Here is a 16,564-nt window from a genome sequence, read left to right on the forward strand (position 1 = left end):
TCCCATATGTCTCGACGCAAAGAGCCTGCCATCCCAAATGAACTTCTCGATCAGCTTCTGGCTGGTGGCGCTGCCAGTGCGGCCTTTGAGCAAGGCGGTTTGCTGGATTCGCTGAAGAAGGCGTTGACCGAACGCGCTTTGAACGCAGAGATGGACCACCATCTGTCCGGCGAAGATGGCGCCGGCAACACGCGCAACGGTTATGGCCGCAAGACGGTGACGACCGAGACCGGCAAGCTTGAGATTGATGTGCCGCGTGATCGGCAGTCCAGCTTTGATCCGCAGCTGATTGCCAAGTACCAACGCCGCTTTCCAGGCTTCGACGACAAGATCGTGTCGATGTATGCCCGCGGCATGAGCACCAGGGAGATCGCGGGCCACCTGCGCGACCTGTATGGTATCGATGTGTCGCCGGCCCTGATCAGTACGGTGACCGACGCTGTCCTCGATGAGGTTGCCACCTGGCAGCAGCGGCCGCTCGATCCGATTTACCCTCTGGTCTTTTTCGATGCCATCCGGGTCAAGATCCGCGACGAGGGCATGGTGCGCAACAAGGCGATCCATATCGCCCTGGGGGTGCGCGCCGATGGCGCCAAGGAAGTGCTGGGCCTGTGGCTCGAGCAGAATGAAGGCGCCAAGTTCTGGCTGCGGGTGATGAACGAGCTCAAGAACCGCGGCACCGAGGATATCCTGCTGGCAGTCGTCGATGGCCTCAAAGGCTTCCCTGAAGCGATTACTGCCGTATTCCCCGAGACGGTGGTTCAGACCTGCATCGTCCATCTGCTGCGCAACTCGATGGACTTCGTCTCCTGGAAGGACCGCAAGGGGTTGGCGAGTGCGCTCAAGCAGATTTACCGCGCCACCGATGCCGACGCCGCCGAAAAGGCCCTGACGGACTTCGACGCCGGCTTCTGGGGCCAGCGCTATCCCGCCATCGGCCAGAGCTGGCGGCGCGCCTGGAGCGAGGTTATCCCGTTCTTTGCCTTCCCTGATGAGGTCCGCAGGATCGTCTACACCACAAACGCCATCGAGGCGCTGAACTCAAAGCTGCGGCGGGCGGTCAGGGCCAGGGGCCACTTCCCCAGCGACGATGCCGCCACCAAGCTGCTGTATCTGATCTTGAACCGGTCAGAGAAAGAGTGGAAAATGCCGCCACGTGAGTGGTCCATGGCCAAGGCGCAGTTCGCCGTCATCTTCGGCGAGCGCTTCATTCGCGCCATGGCGGCGTAATAGTGCAATCGCCCGCCACACACGAAATTACTGACAGTCCCGGATCAGGTTAGTGCCCAATTCATCGTCACGCTCAGATCAGCAGCGGCACCAGCCGTAGACGGTGATGTCTGACCGGCCAGAGTTGCCACTGATGCGCGCGAACGTGGCTGCTCCCCCAGATGGGTAGCGATGGCCGCTACTGAATAAGCCGACGATCAGCAACGCGCCCCAAAAGGGACATTTTGAAGTAGGTTGTCCCTTTCCTGATAGTTGCCACAGGCACGGCGCAGAGGCCACCGAGAAAACCGCTGTACTGCGATGCATTCTTCTGAAATTGCGACCGACGCCGGAAGTTCAATAATTGCAACTTTCAAAGGGGCCGCCGGACTTAGTCGGAGCGCCGCAGTTTGGCGATCTGGGCTCTTCGCCGATTTCCCCCTGTCGCTGCCGTTCCAAACCGCAATACACGGCTCACCTGTCTTAGGAACGCGGAACCAGCGAGGTCAAAGTGGTGAGCGCATCTTGATGCGGCCAGTTAACTTTGGGTTCCGATCTCAATTGGTCCAGACAAGTCTATTCGGTTAAGTGCTCGCGCAGTAGAACAACAAACTCCTTAGCTATCTCGGAAAGTTCCTCAAAAGGTGGACGAAGTACGGCGATGTCGTAGTTGATCGTTGGAAGAAATGGCCTCTTTACGACGTTTCCAGAAAACGGGTTGCTTACTACTGGATCAATTATCCCCACCCCGCATCCTGCTTCAACTAGCTCACACGCGGTAGAGAAAAATTCTGTTTCGGCGACCACATTCCATTTCGCGCCATACTTCGAGAACGCCGCGGCCAATTGCTGGTATATGGGGTCTCCTCGAAAGAGGCTAACAAACGGCACTCCGTCCAGATCTGCCGGTGTGATAACTGCCTTCTCCGCAAGCGGGTGGTCCGGCGGTATCATGCACTGACACTCATAGGAAAAGACCTCCATGCGATTGCCGGGATAGTCGAGCGGCAGTTCGGCGATGGCTAGGTCAAATTGCTGGGTCGAAATCAGCTGGCGCACCGTTTCGGACGGTCGTGAAATGATCTTTACCCTCACGTGGGGGCGATGCGCCGTGAACAGCGAAACGATACGCGGCAGAAGGCTGATCGACATGCTTGCATAGGCGGCGATGGATAAATGGCCTCGCTGCCCCAGACGGATTTCCTCAGCCGCGTGAGACGCGCGTTCCAATGCCTCGACCGCACGATGGGCATGGTCGTGAAACAGCCTTGCTTCAGGTGTGGGCTGCAATCGGCCTGACCGCCGGACAAACAGGAGGAAGCCCAGCTGCTCTTCCAGATTGGTGATCGTGTGGCTGACCGCTGGTTGCGAAATACCCAGCATCTCTGCAGCACGGGTCATTGTACCGTGGCGCATCAAGGTGAGAAAGCATTCGAGTTGCCGAGTGTGCATGGCCAACAATAAGTTTTGTTTATATTTGGCGCAACCCAGATTATTTGCATTTTGGTACGTCTCATGGCTGCAATGCTCTGGCGCTGTCACATCCAGCGCCAATAAGGGAGAGAGACCATGATGGACCCAAAGCCTTCACGCCGTTCGCTGCTGAAGTACGGTCTTGCAGCATCGGCCGTTTTGGCAACGCCGAGCATTCTGCGTGCTCAACAGACCCGGGAACTGACGATGCTGACCTGGGCGGGTCATGCGACCCCGGAGGTGATCGGACCTTTTGAAGAGGCCCACAACCTCCGCATCCGCGCCAAGGAATATGTCGGCGGGGACCAGATGCTGGCGCAGATCGCCCAGTCACCTGTTGGAACCTATGATGTTGTTTTGGCCGATTCCGAATATGTCTCGCAGCTTTACCAGGCCGATTATATCGAACGCCTCGACCCGGAAGATTATCCGCTGGATGACTTCTTTCCCGAATTCGAGAAGTTCGAGGGCCATTGGTACGAAGACGGCATGTACGCCGTCTTTTTGCGCTTTGGCTTTCTCGGCCTCTCGCACAATCTTGATGCCATCAGTGCCGAGCAGGCGCGCAGCTATCGCGTGATGTGGGAAGATTCTGTTCGGAACAGGATCGGACAGTTCGATTGGCACCTGCCCAATTTCGGCGTGATGAGCCTGATCGAGGGCAATGCAGCAGCCTTCGACCTTTCCCAGGAGGCCTGGGATGGGGTTCAGGCCAGCGCCATGACGCTGCGTCCGCAGGTGAAGGGTTTTTATGACTATGGTGGCACGCTGTCGGCCCTGCGGTCTGGCGAGATCGTCGCGATGCCGGGAATCGGTGACTGGATCACCGGTGTTCTTCAGCGCGACGGCGGCAATGTCGCAACCACCATCCCCGAACAGGGCGGCCTGCAGTGGACCGAGTCACTGTCGATCGGCAAGGGCTCCCGCAATCAGGATCTCGCCAGGGAGTTCATCCGCTACATGCTGAGTCCCGAGGGCCAGGTGGCGACGGCAACCTTGCGTGCCTATCCGGCCATGGTGCCCACCCGAGGCGGCTGGGCCCTGCTTAACGAACTGCACCCTGCCGAGGCGGCGCGCCAGAACATGAACCTTGTCGGCGGCAATGCCCTTGATGAGATCCGGGCGGGGCGCATCCAGCTCCGGCGGCTTCCGGTGCACCAGTCTCTGGAAACCTGGAACGACGCCTGGGTTCGCTACAAGAACGCCTGAGGGCGTCGGCCAATCCGCATTGGCGGTGCGCTGGCTCCGGCCAGGCACTGCCAATGCCGGGATCTTTCCTCATGCTCAGGATCACCTGATGTCTAGCTTTTCTCTGCATACGCGGCTGGGACGGCGTGCCTGGTTTTCGCTCTGGGCGGCGCCGATGCCGATCTGGTTCACGACCTTCTTTCTCGGGCCGCTGGCCCTTTTGATCGCGATCTCCTTCTGGTCCGTCCAGAACTATCGCTTGACCCCTGATTTCAGCGGCTCGGCCTGGCAATATGTGCTCGGCCTCGAGTTTTTATGGGCAACGTTCTGGCGAACCTATGGGTTGGCCCTACTCAGTGCCGTGCTCGTGTCCCTGTTGGCTTTCCCTGCCTCTTACGCCATGGCCTTTCTCGTGGCCCCGCGCCTGCGCCTCATGCTGCTCGGCCTCGTTCTGGCCCCATTCTTCACCAGCTATCTGGTCCGCGTCTATTCCTTGCAGGTGTTTCTGGCCGAAGGCGGGGTCCTGCCGCGGCTGACCGAGGGTCTGGGGTGGTCCGGCGCGAGCATGCTCAATACCTATCCCGCTTTGTTTCTGGGGCATGCAACACTGACGCTTCCCGTCGTGCTGGTGCTTCAGACGCTTGCGCTTGCCAATGTGGACCGGACCGAACTTTCGGCTGCGGCCAATCTTGGTGCGCGGCCTGTGCACGTTCTTTTCCGGGTGATCCTTCCCGCCGCCAGGGCAGGGCTCGCGCTGGGGGCGCTGTTCGCGTTCCTTTTGTGCTACGCGGAGTTCGTCAGCGCCACCTATCTGGGGGGAGGGCGCTTTCAGACCCTTCCCATCCTACTGACCGATCTGGTCCGCGGCGGCCAGCAGTGGCCACGCGCTGCGGTGGTGTCGGTGCTGATGATCGCTGTGTTGCTGCTCACATCGCTGGCCGCGGTCCTGTGGGCCTATCGGCAGAGGGGGCGTTGATGGATCGCGATCTAAAACACGCCCTGCCTGCGTGGGTCTGGTTTGGTGGCCTGGGACTTGTCTTTGTCATCCTCTATGCCCCGATCCTCTCGGCCCTGGTCTTTTCGCTCAGCGCCGACCGGTTCCCCAGCCTCGATATCTCGGGATTGAGCACGCGCTGGTATGGGGATGTCCTTGCCGACCCGCGCAATGGAGCGGCTCTATCAAACAGCCTTGTGATTGCCCTCGCCACGGCCCTCATCGCCACCACGCTGGGCTTTGCAGCGGCCTATGCCGACTTCCGGTTTCGCTTCTTCGGACAGCGTGCCATCCTCGCCCTGGCTCTTTTGCCACCCACCGTGCCCGTCGTGGTTCTGAGCTTAGCCATGCTGGCCTACTTCTCGAGAGCCGGGATATCGGGCTCGGTGGCCGCCATCATTTTCGGGCACGTCGTTCTGGCAACCCCATTCGCAATGGCGATCTGTCGACTGCGATTGGAGCAGATGCCATCCGAACTCGAGATAGCGGCGCAAAATCTGGGTGCGGGTCCGGCCCGCGCCCTGGGCCTGATCGTGCTTCCCCATGTGGCTCCGGCGCTTGTGGCTGCCCTGCTCATCACCTTTGCCGTGTCGCTGGACGAGTATGCAATTGCCTGGTTCGTCGGCGGTTTGGAACAGACGGTTCCTGTCGTTGTTCTCAACACGCTGCAAGGACAGGTCAACCCAACAATTCACGTGATCGGGACGCTGACCTTCACGGTCACGCTGACACTGGTGTTTGCTGCCCAGGCACTGCTGCTGCGCAAAGCTTCACCGACAAAACAGAACAAGGTGTCGACATGACCCAGCCCCTGCTTCAACTCGACAAGATTTCCAAAACCTACGGCCAATTCTCGGCGGTGAAGGGTATTGATCTCGTCATCGCCTCGGGCGAGTTCGTCGCCATCATGGGCCCCTCCGGCTGTGGCAAGACCACAACCCTGCGCATGATGGCGGGGCTGGAGGAGCCGAGTGAGGGCGAAATCCTGATGCAGGGCCAGCTGATCAACGATCTGCCGGTGTGGCAGCGGGAGACACCGCTTGTGTGGCAGAATCTGGCCCTGTTTCCGTACATGACGGTTCAGGAGAACATTGAGTTCGGCCTGAAGATGCGCAAGGTCGCGGCGGCCGAGCGTCGTCGTCGTAGCGCCGAATGGCTGGAGCGGCTGGGCATTTCGGCCTTTGCGGACCGCAATGTTTCCAAGCTCTCGGGCGGTCAGCGCCAGAGGGTGGCATTGGCGCGCTGCCTTGTCCTTGAGCCCAAGATCCTGCTTCTGGACGAACCCTTGTCCGCTCTGGATACGCATATGTCCATCCGCATGCAGGGCGAGCTCAAGCGCCTCCAGCGAGAGCTGGGCATCACCTTCATCTATGTCACCCACAGCCATTCGGAAGCGTTTTCGCTGGCCGATCGTGTGGTCATCATGAATGGGGGCAAGATCGAGCAGCACGGCAGCCCACAGGATATCTTCCTGCGGCCCGCGACGCGGTTCGTGGCCCAGTTTGTCGGTGGCATCAGCATTTTCAGCGGGCCTGCCCGCCAGCACCGTGATGCCCACTCTGTCATCGAGAGCCAGGACGGGGTCCTGCATTTGCCGGCGATGGACTCCAGGCTTGCCCCGGGGCCTGTCGATCTGGCCGTGCGCGCAGACCGGATTGCCGTCGCACCCCGGCCGACTGGCGCGACCAACGAGATCTCCTGCACGCTGATGTCGGAGGAGTTCGCTGGCGCTGTCGTCAATCTCCATCTTGAGACATCTGCGGGAACTGCCATTGTTGCCCAGTTGCAGCAGCGCGATCTGGATCTTCTTGAGGCGCGCCCCGGGCAACCCGTGTTCGCCTCGTGGTCGCCGCAGGATGGCGTGGTGCTGGGAATGAACGGAAGCGGGGCGCCGGGACAATGACGGCAGATGGTCTGATCGACATCGAAAACAGGCTGGAGCGTTCGAAGGCCGCCCCTGAGGTGTTTCTGGCCGTTACGGATGCGCGGGCGCGAGGCGAGGCGGCGGCCTATAGAGCGCGGCTCCAGGCCGGCGGTTCGCTTGGCCCGCTGGACGGGGCAACCGTCTCCTGGAAAGATATGATCGCCGTCGCAGGTGTGATCACGACCGCGGGCTCGCGCACCCGTCTGGGAATGCCCACGGCTAGTTGTGACGCGCCAGTCGTCCAGCGCGGCGCATCGGCCGGGCTGATTACCATCGGCACGACCAATCTGTCGGAGTTCGCGTTTTCCGGTGTTGGGCATAACCCGCATTTCGGCACCCCCCTTGTGGATGGTCGGGTGCCGGGGGGCTCTTCATCCGGTGCTGCGGCCTCTGTCGCGCGCGGGCTTGTGCGGCTGGCGGTGGGGACGGATACGGCGGGCTCCTGCCGGGTGCCGGCAGCGTTTCATGGCTTGTTCGGATTTCGCCCCACACAGGGCCGCTACCCGATGGACGGGGTGCTGCCGCTAGCGCCCGATTTCGATACGGTCGGCCTGATCACCGGCACCGCTGAGGATCTGCGCGATCTCGATGCGGTGTTGAGCGGCGACCACTCCATCCCGGACCAGCAGGCCCAAATCGTGCTGGATGCCCACGCCACTGATCGTGCCTCGCCCGAGATCGCCCATGCCGTCTCCGAGACACTGGCCGAGGCAGGGAGAGCCGGTTTCAGTTGCACCAGGCAGCCAAGCACCCTTCTGTCCGAAGCGATCACGCTTATCGATAAGCAGGGCTGGCCGGGTGGCATCGATGCGGCGCGGACCCATGCCGAGCTTATGTCCTCCGATCAGTTTGCACTGGTTGATCCCCTGGTGGCCAGCCGCCTGCAGCGCGCTGAGGGTGCTGACCGGGCGGCGATGGATGGCGTGCGCTGCGCGGCGCAGAATTTGCGGCAACGCTGGCCGCAGCAGAGTATTGTCGTGGCTTTGCCGACCGTCGCGCTCATGGCGCCTAATGCGGAACCGCTCCTGTCAGATCCGAAGCTCTATAGCCGGGTCAATGCGGACATTTTGCGCCTGACCATGGCGGCGAGCCTTCTGGACCTGCCGGCGGTAACGCTGCCTGTCGCCCAGCTAGCGCCGGGCCAATGGTGCGGCCTTCAGCTTGTTGGCGCGCCCAACACAGACCGAGCCTTGCTCACTCTTGCCTGCGCCCTTGCAGGTCGCCTTTGCATCAAAGGACATAGAATTGATCCGTAATCCAATTGCCTGGCCCAATGGGGCCCGCTGCGCCTGCGCTATCACCTTCGATGTCGACGCCGATAGTCTGATCCATATGGCCCGTCCGCAGGATAGCCATCGCCGGCTCTATCCGATCAGCATGGGGCGCTATGATCCGAACGTCGGTGTCCCGCGCATTCTTGAGACATATCGTCGACTTGGGCTCAAACAGTCCTTCTTCATTCCCGGCTGGGTGGTTGAAACCTACCCCCATATGGTGGACGCCATTCTCGAGGGTGGCCACGAAATCGGGCTGCACGGATATCTGCACGAAGATCCCTCCGAACAGGATAGCGTCGAACAGGCCTATTGGTTTGAACGCTCGCTGGAGGTGTGCCGCAAGGCCACGGGGCAAAACCCGCGGGGCTATCGGGCGCCGGTCTACAATGTCACTCCCGAGGTCATCGACCTCGCCATTCGGCACGGTCTCACCTACGACTCCTCGATGATGGCGGACGATTTGCCTTATCTTGTCAAAAGCGAGCAGGGCGCGCTGATCGAAATTCCGGTGCATTGGGGCAGCGATGACTGGCCGCCCTTCGCCCACTATCCCGAAATTGGCTACATGATGCCGGTGATGAGCCCTGAGCGGGGGCTGGAATCGTCCTTTGCCGAGTTCGAGGCGCAATATGCGGTGGGCGGCCTGTGGGTCGGGATCTGGCATCCCTTCCTCACTGGCCGTCTGGCGCGGTGGCGCGTCGTCGAGTCCTGGCTCGAACAGGTACTTTCTCGTGGCGATGTCTGGTTTGCACCACTGGAAGAGATCGCGGCCCATTTGGCGCATCTGCGCGCCAGCGGGGCCTGGGAGCCCATGGTCGAGCCGGCCCGGCCCTATCCTGGCCCCCTTCTTGAGGGCTATCGGAAATGAGTGAGCTTCTTTGCCGATACGCAGCACACCATCCGGACGGCACCAATAACTCCGCCCACCAGGTTCTGGGCGATGCAGGGCGGATTGAACAGGGGGTCTTGCACGTCGTGCCTGCTCGCGAAGGCCGGGCAATTCGCGTTCGTAGGGGCGAACGCCTCAAGGTTATCAATACCCATGGCAGTCAGGTTGGGGATTTCTGGGCATTCTCCGAGGCCGATCCCGGCGAGCATCTCTCAATGGAGCATCTGCGCCCCGATCTGCGCCGGCTGACGCCTGGCCCTGGGGACGCAATGGTGACGAACCGGCGGCGTAATATTCTGACCTTGCTGGAGGACACTTCGCCAGGTGTACACGATACACTTGTCGCCTCCTGCGACATCCATCGCTACCACAAGCTTGGGCATGCGGGTTATCACGACAATTGCACCGACAATCTCCGCATGGCCTTGGCCGCTGTCGGGATCGCGCTTCCAGAGGTGCCGTGTCCGCTCAATTTGTGGATGAATACGCCTCCGCAGGAGAACGGGGACATGCTGTGGTTGCCACCGGTGTCCCGCCCGTCCGACTTCGTCACCTTCCGCGCCGAGATGGACCTGATTGCCGTGATTTCGGCCTGCCCGATGGACCTGCTGCCCATCAATGGTGCGGACTCCACACCGCGCAGTCTCTCGGTCACGGTTCTGGCCTAACCGAAGGTAAGCGCCAAGGAGATCCCGTCTGACCTGAAGTCGGCGACTGAGGTATTGGCACCGTGGTTTTGATGACGGTGTGAGTTCCTATGTCTGCGCATATGCCCAGTGATAGAAGTTTCCAGTTGCTCGAGGTCGTGCCGAGCAGGATGGAGAACAGTCCTGCGGTGGCGCGGCGCAACTGGCCTGACGAGACCAAGGCGCGGATTGTGGAGGAAGCGCTGGCCCCGGACGTAAACGTTTCGGCGGTGGCGCGGCTATACGGGATGTCGCCGTCGCAACTGTTCGGCTGGCGCCGCAAAGCCATCGCCAAGGGCCAGGTTGAACGACGGGAAGAGCCTGGCGAAGAGGCTGGCGCTTCGGGCGGGGTCATCGAGATCGGCATCGCGGATGCTACCGTCCGCGTTGGCCCGATGGTCAGCGAGGATCATCTACGCCGTGTCCTCCGCGCCGTCCGCTCGGCATGATCCCCTCGGGTGTAAAGGTGTTCCTGGCCAGCCAGCCGGTGGACTTCAGGAAAGGACCCGATGGCCTGGTCGGCCTGGTTCGGGATGCGGGTGCCGATCCGTTCAACGGTTCGCTTTATGTGTTCCGGGCAAAACGGGCGGACCGGATCAAGATCGTGTGGTGGGATGGCACTGGCCTATGCCTTTACGCCAAGCGGTTGGAAAAGGCCGCGTTCTGCTGGCCCCGGATTGGCCATAGCCGGGTTCAGTTAGGCCATGCCCAACTGCTTGCCTTGGTGGATGGTATGGACTGGAAACGGGTTCGCTCGGTGCCGATGAGCCGACCACAATCGGCTGGGTAAAAGCCTGCGGCAGTCTGACTCACTGACACAAAAACTGAGGCAATCCGGGGTGTTTTATGCCATTGTTCGGGCATGGAACCCGCCGATTTACAGAAACTTCCCGATGATATCGCCGCCCTAAAGGCGATGATCTTGGCTGCCCATGCCAGGGAGGCGTCGGCCGATCAGAAGCGTCTGGCGCTTAAAGCCGAGGTTGCTGCCCATGAAGCCGCAATCGCCCAGATGATTGCTGCCAAGGTGGCCGATGCCGAAAAGATCGCTCGGCTGGAATCGATCGTTGCCATGCTCAAGCGGGCACAGTTCGGGACACGCTCGGAAAAGCTGCGGATCGATCCGCTCGATGCCGAGCAGATGGCCTTCGTGTTCGATGAGCTGCAGACGGGCCTCGGCGAGATCCGGGCCGAACGCGACAAGCGCGCTGGAACTGCTGCCCCCCGTCCGCCGCGGCCGCGCAAGGGCTTTGCGCCGCATCTGGAACGCATCGAGCAGATTATCGAACCAGAGGTCCCGGCAGACTGCGTAGGCCTTGAAGCTGTTCGCATTGGCGAGGACGTCTCCGAGCGCCTCGATGTGACCCCGGCCACGTTCCGCGTCATCGTCACCCGCCGCCCAAAATACGCCTACCGCCTGGCTGACGGCGAAGACCGCATCGTGCAGGCGCCGGCACCCGATCACCTGATTGCCGGCGGCATCCCGACCGAGGCGCTGTTGGCCCAGGTGGCGGTCAGCAAATATGCCGATGGCTTGCCGCTCTATCGCCAGGAAGAGATCTACGCCCGCGATGGCGTGGAACTGGATCGCTCGCTGATGGCTCAGTGGATGGGCCGGGTCGGCTTCGAGCTCGAGCCGCTGGCCCAGTATGTTCTGCACACCATCAAACAGGGCGAGCGGGTCTTTGCCGATGAGACCCGATTACCGACGCTGGCGCCGGGCTCGGGCAAGGTGAAGACCGCCTGGCTATGGGCCTATGCCCGGGATGATCGACCGTTCGGTGGATCAGGACCGCCGATGGTGGCTTATCGCTTCGAAGACAGTCGGTCCGGCGACTGCGTCGCCCAGCATCTGGATGGCTATCGCGGTATCCTGCAGGTCGACGGCTATGCCGCCTATAATCGGCTGGGCAAGGATCGTGGCGCCAATGACGCCATGACCCTGGCCGGGTGCTGGGCCCATTCGCGGCGCAAGTTCTTCGACCTGCATGCCAGCGATGGCTCGCCCTTTACCAGTGCCGTGGTCAAGGCCATGGCGCCGCTCTGGGCTATCGAAGAAGAGATCCGCGGCTATGGCGCCGAACTGCGCACCAGCATCCGGGCCGAGCGCTCCCGCCCCATCGTCACCGAGCTGTTCGCCATGCTGGACCGGGAGCTGCCGCGCCTGTCGGGTAAATCTAAACTGGCTGAGGCCATCCGCTACACCCTGAGCCGCCGGGCGACCTTCGAGCGCTTTCTTGCCGATGGTCGTATCGAGATCGACTCCAACATCGTCGAACGCGCAATCCGTCCGCAGACCATTACCCGCAAGAATGCGCTCTTTGCCGGCTCCGATGGTGGTGGGCGCGCATGGGCCACAGTCGCAACGCTGCTCACTACCGCCAAGATGAACGGCGTCGATCCTAATGCCTGGCTGACACAGACCCTCGAACGCATCGCAGCGGGCTGGCCAAACAGCCAGATCGCCGACCTCATGCCATGGAACTTCAGGCAGTAACGGCCTCGGCTACCCGCTTACAACCGAAGGGCTGATCCGGCAGCATCAATTGTGCTGCCGGATCCACCCGAGCAGGGTGATCAGCCGGTCGCGCTGGGGATGGTCGGGCAGAAATACGGCCCAATAGCTCCTGCCCGGCAGGGCGATATCGGAGAGCCGGACCAGTTCTCCGGTTCGCAACAGGCCAGAGACGAGCACTTCGGAGGCCAGCACCGCGCCATGGCCGGCTGCTGCGGCGTCGATGGCGTGAATTTCCTCGGAAAAGTTCTGCGCGATGGGTGGCGCACGCCCCTCGATCCCGGCCAGCCGCTGCCAGTGAGACCAGTCCGGGGCCAGGCCTGCGCCTATTTTCCAGCGATAGCTCAAAAGGGGCAGGGCCAGTATCGCCTCGGGGGTGGGAGGCTTGGCAGCCTGCACAAGGCTGGGCGCGGCGACAGCAATGGAGCGGTCGGGAAACAGCCGGTGCCATTCCGCGTCGGCGGTGGGCTTTTCGGCATAGCGAAAGGCGATGTCGATCCCAGAGCTGTGTAAATCAGCTGGCTTGTCGTCGGCTTCCACGTCTATCGACAGTCCGGTCTCGTGCCGCAGCTTTGCCAGACGGGGCATCAGCCAGCGGCTGGCAAAGGCGAGTGTCACCGACAGGCGCAAGGGCGTGTCACCCTCATTTGCGCTCAATTGCCCGATTGCAGCGGCAATTTGGTCCAGGCTGTCCCGCAGCACCGGGTATAGCCGCGCGCCTTCCTCGGTCAGCCGGATTGGGCGGGGATAGCGCTGAAACAGGCTGGTTTTCAGTACCTCTTCAAGATGGCGAACCTGATGGCTGATGGCGGTAGGCGTCAGCCCGAGTTCATCGGCCGCCTTGGTAAAGCTCAATTGCCGTGCCGCCGCTTCAAAGGCCCGCAAGGCATGGAGAGGGGGCAATTTTCGCAAAGGCGGTGGTCCGATCCGAAATGGCTGCGGTGAGGGTGAATTTCATTCATCTTACGCCTGAAACATTCGCTTTGGCCAGCGCGTCGGCGAACCAATATCTCCTTGAAATCAAGAGTTTCGAGTTCACCACACCAGGAGATAACAATGGCAACTTTGCTCCGCGTTGACGCCAGCGCCCAGTTGGAGGAGCGCTCGCTCACCCGCAAGCTGACCGGGATTTTCACCAGCGCATTTGTGGCGGCAGACGCCGAAGCGCATGTCATCACCCGTGATGTCGGCGCCGATCCGGTGCCGAACATTGACCATCGTTTCATCCATGCCGCGTTCACGCCTCCGGATCAGCGCGAGGATTGGATGAACCAGCGTCTGGCCCTCTCGGACGAGTTGATCGACGAGGTTGCGAGTGCCGATGTCATCATTCTGGGTGCGCCGATGTATAATTACGGCATGCCATCAACGCTTAAAGCCTGGATCGACCACATCTCGCGCATTGGGCGCACCTTTTCGTTCGATCTAGCGCGGGGGGATTTCCCGATTGAGCCCATTCTGAGCGGAAAGAAGCTAGTGGTCCTCTCGGCGCGTGGCGAGTTCGGGTTTGAACCAGGGGGGATTCGGTGCAGCATGAACGCGCTCGACCCTGGAATTGCTGCTTGTGCCCATTATCTGGGTGTGGCGCGTGAAGACATAGACACCGTCGCAATCGAGTATCAAGAGTTCAAGGATCACCGTTACATTCAATCCGTAACGCAGGCCGAACAACGAACGCGAGAACTCGCAAAATTCTGCGTTCATGCAAGAGCGGCCGCTTGAAACTTGCCAGGGTCAGATTGGAGCTGACAAGAGACTCGGCTGATTTTCTCTAACTACTCGGGTCGGGTGAGTTTGCTTTGTTCGGTTTCCTTCCAAGAGTTGACAACTGCTTCCAGGACTGTCGGTTTTCTTAGGTTGTCCGCCTAAACTGGACAGTCCGCCAACGGCCCCAAATCGGTCAGTGAACACCCGGTTACTGGTAGGCCCGCGACCAGCACTGCTTTCATAGGCTGCTGCTTTTCGAAGGACAAAATTTCATTAATATCAACATTGATCTTTGATCTTCCCGAAACAGGTGCCAAGTATGTCTTCGCGCTGCCCAAACGGGCAACCTGCCGCTTGCGCGGCTGATAGACTTCGCGCACCGTTGCCTTCCAGAGGAGACGGCCAGAAGGGCTCGGTTAACTGCCGAGCCCTTCTTCTTTCAGCTAACCCTTCGGTGGCATCAATTGAAGCTGGGCGCCCTACACTTCACTTTTGTTGCACTGGGTTCGAGGGGGAGGGGAGGCACTACGCGATAAGTGAAGGTTTTCGAGTAGTGATGTTGCCGCCATCCTTAGCGTCGTACCGGTGTCCGTCGTCAGAAGCTTTGGCCCAGACGGGCGTTTTGATTAACGGAGAGTTCTGCTCGTCATTGGGTTAATGTTATGCGGCGATGCTTTGGTGCAGCAAGCGCCGATGTTGGATGGTCTGTCGTTTGATCCTTTCGCGGTGTTTGATGATGGCTTCGGCCCTGCCGAAGTAGGTGTCGGCGGGTGTCACATTGTCGAGGCTCTCGTGATAGCGCCGATGATTGTAGTGCTCGATGAAGGCCTCGATCTGGCTTTCGAGATCACCGGGCAGGAAGTAGTTTTCGAGCAGGATGCGGTTCTTGAGCGTCTGATGCCAGCGCTCGATCTTGCCCTGTGTCTGAGGATGCATCGGGGCGCCGCGAACATGATCCATGCCATTGGCAGCGATATAGTCGGCCAGGTCCTGGGCGATATAACTGGGGCCATTATCGCTGAGCAGGCGCGGCCGGTGCTGCACATGGGCCTGATCACAGCCTGAAGCTGCCAAGGCCATGTCCAGCGTGTCGGTGACGTCCTGGGCCCGCATGGTCGAGCAGAGCTTCCAGGCGATGATGTAGCGGGAGTAATCGTCCAGCACGGTGGACAGATACATCCAACCCCAGCCGATGGAGCGCACCCCATTTTGACCGGACAGCCGGCATAGCCGATAAGGCATAGGCATGCGCCTATGAGTACGACTATGTCCAAGAGTTCTGACGAGCCGTTTCGACGGGTCGAAGTCATCACCTCCGTGCAGCGCCGCCGGCGCTGGTCAGTGGCCGAGAAGGTTCGGTTGGTGGAGGAAGCCATGCAGCCGGGTATGAGGGGAGTGTCAGGATTTTCGTGTGTGGTCGGGCATAATGGGTAAACAAGGAGTCCCATATGTCTCGACGCAAAGAGCCTGCCATCCCAAATGAACTTCTCGATCAGCTTCTGGCTGGTGGCGCTGCCAGTGCGGCCTTTGAGCAAGGCGGTTTGCTGGATTCGCTGAAGAAGGCGTTGACCGAACGCGCTTTGAACGCAGAGATGGACCACCATCTGTCCGGCGAAGATGGCGCCGGCAACACGCGCAACGGTTATGGCCGCAAGACGGTGACGACCGAGACCGGCAAGCTTGAGATTGATGTGCCGCGTGATCGGCAGTCCAGCTTTGATCCGCAGCTGATTGCCAAGTACCAACGCCGCTTTCCAGGCTTCGACGACAAGATCGTGTCGATGTATGCCCGCGGCATGAGCACCAGGGAGATCGCGGGCCACCTGCGCGACCTGTATGGTATCGATGTGTCGCCGGCCCTGATCAGTACGGTGACCGACGCTGTCCTCGATGAGGTTGCCACCTGGCAGCAGCGGCCGCTCGATCCGATTTACCCTCTGGTCTTTTTCGATGCCATCCGGGTCAAGATCCGCGACGAGGGCATGGTGCGCAACAAGGCGATCCATATCGCCCTGGGGGTGCGCGCCGATGGCGCCAAGGAAGTGCTGGGCCTGTGGCTCGAGCAGAATGAAGGCGCCAAGTTCTGGCTGCGGGTGATGAACGAGCTCAAGAACCGCGGCACCGAGGATATCCTGCTGGCAGTCGTCGATGGCCTCAAAGGCTTCCCTGAAGCGATTACTGCCGTATTCCCCGAGACGGTGGTTCAGACCTGCATCGTCCATCTGCTGCGCAACTCGATGGACTTCGTCTCCTGGAAGGACCGCAAGGGGTTGGCGAGTGCGCTCAAGCAGATTTACCGCGCCACCGATGCCGACGCCGCCGAAAAGGCCCTGACGGACTTCGACGCCGGCTTCTGGGGCCAGCGCTATCCCGCCATCGGCCAGAGCTGGCGGCGCGCCTGGAGCGAGGTTATCCCGTTCTTTGCCTTCCCTGATGAGGTCCGCAGGATCGTCTACACCACAAACGCCATCGAGGCGCTGAACTCAAAGCTGCGGCGGGCGGTCAGGGCCAGGGGCCACTTCCCCAGCGACGATGCCGCCACCAAGCTGCTGTATCTGATCTTGAACCGGTCAGAGAAAGAGTGGAAAATGCCGCCACGTGAGTGGTCCATGGCCAAGGCGCAGTTCGCCGTCATCTTCGGCGAGCGCTTCATTCGCGCCATGGCGGCGTAATAGTGCAATCGCCCGCCACACACGAAATTA

The 16,564-nt window shown here is 60.8% G+C and carries 16 protein-coding genes and 2 pseudogenes; 14 read left to right on the forward strand and 4 right to left on the reverse strand.

Going from position 1 to position 16,564, the window contains the following annotated elements; genetic code table 11:
• Positions 1-6 precede the first annotated feature (6 nt).
• A complete protein-coding gene (locus tag KIT02_RS02895; RefSeq protein WP_297582023.1) occupies positions 7-1,230 on the forward strand; it encodes an IS256 family transposase in 1,224 nt (407 codons plus the stop codon).
• Between the two features lie 555 nt (positions 1,231-1,785).
• Here the strand turns inward: KIT02_RS02895 and KIT02_RS02900 are convergent.
• Positions 1,786-2,751, reverse strand: coding sequence for a LysR family transcriptional regulator (locus KIT02_RS02900; RefSeq protein WP_297582025.1), 966 nt, complete (start codon positions 2,749-2,751; stop codon positions 1,786-1,788).
• A 27-nt stretch (positions 2,752-2,778) separates the two neighbouring features.
• Between KIT02_RS02900 and KIT02_RS02905 the strand changes: the two genes are divergently transcribed.
• The 10 genes from KIT02_RS02905 (at position 2,779) to KIT02_RS02950 (ending at position 12,137) form a co-directional block, all read left to right on the forward strand.
• Positions 2,779-3,891 (forward strand): spermidine/putrescine ABC transporter substrate-binding protein, encoded by a 1,113-nt coding sequence (locus KIT02_RS02905; RefSeq protein ID WP_297582028.1) that lies wholly within the window; start codon positions 2,779-2,781, stop codon positions 3,889-3,891.
• Between the two features lie 88 nt (positions 3,892-3,979).
• Entirely contained in the window at positions 3,980-4,846 is an 867-nt protein-coding gene (locus KIT02_RS02910; protein WP_297582029.1) for an ABC transporter permease, read from the forward strand.
• The gene (locus tag KIT02_RS02915) at positions 4,846-5,667 is read left to right on the forward strand and encodes an ABC transporter permease (protein WP_297582031.1); all 822 of its coding nucleotides are present in this window, start codon (positions 4,846-4,848) and stop codon (positions 5,665-5,667) included. The genes KIT02_RS02910 and KIT02_RS02915 overlap by 1 nt, the downstream gene beginning before the upstream one ends.
• The gene (locus KIT02_RS02920; RefSeq protein ID WP_297582034.1) at positions 5,664-6,767 is read left to right on the forward strand and encodes an ABC transporter ATP-binding protein; all 1,104 of its coding nucleotides are present in this window, start codon (positions 5,664-5,666) and stop codon (positions 6,765-6,767) included. The genes KIT02_RS02915 and KIT02_RS02920 overlap by 4 nt, the downstream gene beginning before the upstream one ends.
• Entirely contained in the window at positions 6,764-8,044 is a 1,281-nt protein-coding gene (locus KIT02_RS02925) for an amidase family protein (RefSeq protein WP_297582036.1), read from the forward strand. Before KIT02_RS02920 ends, KIT02_RS02925 begins: the two co-directional genes overlap by 4 nt.
• The gene (locus KIT02_RS02930; RefSeq protein ID WP_297582039.1) at positions 8,034-8,933 is read left to right on the forward strand and encodes a polysaccharide deacetylase; all 900 of its coding nucleotides are present in this window, start codon (positions 8,034-8,036) and stop codon (positions 8,931-8,933) included. Before KIT02_RS02925 ends, KIT02_RS02930 begins: the two co-directional genes overlap by 11 nt.
• Positions 8,930-9,622, forward strand: a complete 693-nt coding sequence (locus KIT02_RS02935) for an urea carboxylase-associated family protein (protein ID WP_297582041.1) — start codon at positions 8,930-8,932, stop codon at positions 9,620-9,622. The genes KIT02_RS02930 and KIT02_RS02935 overlap by 4 nt, the downstream gene beginning before the upstream one ends.
• Before the next feature lie 125 nt (positions 9,623-9,747).
• Positions 9,748-10,089: a transposase gene (locus tag KIT02_RS02940; protein ID WP_297582044.1), complete on the forward strand. Its 342-nt coding sequence runs from the start codon at positions 9,748-9,750 to the stop codon at positions 10,087-10,089.
• A 17-nt stretch (positions 10,090-10,106) separates the two neighbouring features.
• A complete protein-coding gene (tnpB, locus tag KIT02_RS02945; protein ID WP_297582051.1) occupies positions 10,107-10,430 on the forward strand; it encodes an IS66 family insertion sequence element accessory protein TnpB in 324 nt (107 codons plus the stop codon).
• Between the two features lie 72 nt (positions 10,431-10,502).
• Positions 10,503-12,137, forward strand: coding sequence for an IS66 family transposase (locus KIT02_RS02950; RefSeq protein WP_297582054.1), 1,635 nt, complete (start codon positions 10,503-10,505; stop codon positions 12,135-12,137).
• 45 nt (positions 12,138-12,182) lie between these two features.
• On the opposite strand, the gene KIT02_RS02955 is transcribed toward KIT02_RS02950, so the two are convergent.
• A complete protein-coding gene (locus KIT02_RS02955) occupies positions 12,183-13,067 on the reverse strand; it encodes a LysR substrate-binding domain-containing protein (protein WP_297582055.1) in 885 nt (294 codons plus the stop codon).
• A 144-nt stretch (positions 13,068-13,211) separates the two neighbouring features.
• Here KIT02_RS02955 and KIT02_RS02960 point away from each other — a divergent pair, with 144 nt between their 5' ends.
• A complete protein-coding gene (locus KIT02_RS02960) occupies positions 13,212-13,877 on the forward strand; it encodes an NAD(P)H-dependent oxidoreductase (RefSeq protein WP_297582056.1) in 666 nt (221 codons plus the stop codon).
• A gap of 143 nt (positions 13,878-14,020) precedes the next feature.
• On the opposite strand, the gene KIT02_RS02965 is transcribed toward KIT02_RS02960, so the two are convergent.
• Together KIT02_RS02965 and KIT02_RS02970 are read right to left on the reverse strand one after the other, a co-directional pair.
• Positions 14,021-14,242, reverse strand: a complete 222-nt coding sequence (locus KIT02_RS02965; RefSeq protein ID WP_297582058.1) for a hypothetical protein — start codon at positions 14,240-14,242, stop codon at positions 14,021-14,023.
• Positions 14,243-14,522: 280 nt separating this feature from the next.
• Positions 14,523-15,056 (reverse strand): annotated as a pseudogene (locus KIT02_RS02970) (DDE-type integrase/transposase/recombinase); the annotation flags it as partial.
• Between the two features lie 60 nt (positions 15,057-15,116).
• Between KIT02_RS02970 and KIT02_RS02975 the strand changes: the two are divergent.
• Positions 15,117-15,248: pseudogene (locus KIT02_RS02975) on the forward strand (IS3 family transposase); the annotation flags it as partial.
• A gap of 62 nt (positions 15,249-15,310) precedes the next feature.
• Positions 15,311-16,534, forward strand: coding sequence for an IS256 family transposase (locus KIT02_RS02980; protein WP_297582023.1), 1,224 nt, complete (start codon positions 15,311-15,313; stop codon positions 16,532-16,534).
• Positions 16,535-16,564 lie beyond the last annotated feature (30 nt).

The sequence above is a fragment of the Devosia sp. genome, from assembly GCF_025809055.1.
GTDB lineage: Bacteria > Pseudomonadota > Alphaproteobacteria > Rhizobiales > Devosiaceae > Devosia.